This is a genomic window from Vibrio sp. 811 (genome assembly GCF_033339195.1).
The window spans coordinates 1-671 of sequence record NZ_JAWOUB010000464.1 but is presented as its reverse complement, the minus strand read 5'-3'; the positions used below and the strand labels follow the sequence as shown (position 1 = coordinate 671).

The 671-nt window shown below is 45.0% G+C and carries 2 protein-coding genes; one reads left to right on the top strand and one right to left on the bottom strand.

Annotated elements, in window-relative coordinates:
• A partial coding sequence (locus tag R7Q46_RS27510; RefSeq protein ID WP_318078323.1) for an Hpt domain-containing protein occupies positions 1-193 on the top strand: 193 nt, incomplete at its 5' end.
• Positions 194-262: 69 nt separating this feature from the next.
• Here R7Q46_RS27510 and acpS read toward each other — a convergent pair.
• Positions 263-643, bottom strand: a complete 381-nt coding sequence (gene acpS, locus R7Q46_RS27505) for a holo-ACP synthase (protein WP_318078322.1) — start codon at positions 641-643, stop codon at positions 263-265.
• Positions 644-671: the final 28 nt, after the last annotated feature.

Genomic DNA, 671 nt, shown 5'->3' with positions numbered 1-671 from the left:
AATTCATGTGATCCACAAACTGCACGGCAGTAGCTCTTATTGTGGCGTACCAAGGCTAAAATCTCTCTGTGCTACGCTTGAACACGCACTTCGTTCAGGAGCCAGCATTGAAGAAATTGAACCTGAAATGTTTGAACTGCAAGATGAAATGATTAAGGTCACCACCACTGCAAAACTTTATCTAGAGCAGTAGTATTCTGACTAAACTTCATACAAAAAAGCCAGAGCATTTGCTCTGGCTTTTGTTATTCAGCTTAAAGGGTTAGGATTCAAGAATCACGGTCGCAACCGCGTAGTGACGTTCATCAGAAATGGATAAGTGAACGTGATTAACGCCCATCGTCTGCGCCATTTTTTGAGCCACGCCAGACAGCATTAAAACCGGCTTACCCAACTCATCATTCGAGACGGTAAAATCATGAAAAGTTACGCCTTGAGCAATCCACGTACCTAGCGGTGTCGATGCTGCCTCTTTAGCGGCAAAACGCTTAGCAGGATAACGGCGTTGCTGCTTAAGTTGCGAAAACTTTGCCATTTCATCCTCAGAGATAATACGTCGAGCAAAAGGTTCACCACTGCGGCCTAGCGCTTTCTCTATACGCTCGATTTCAGCAATGTCGGTTCCTAAACCTAAAATAGCCATTCGCAGAACCTAGTTATTTGCGTGCCGC

Excerpts from the sequence above, each read along its gene's own strand:
- acpS (WP_318078322.1), bottom strand. The coding sequence starts at position 643 with ATGGCTATTTTAGGTTTAGGAACCGACATTGCTGAAATCGAGCGTATA.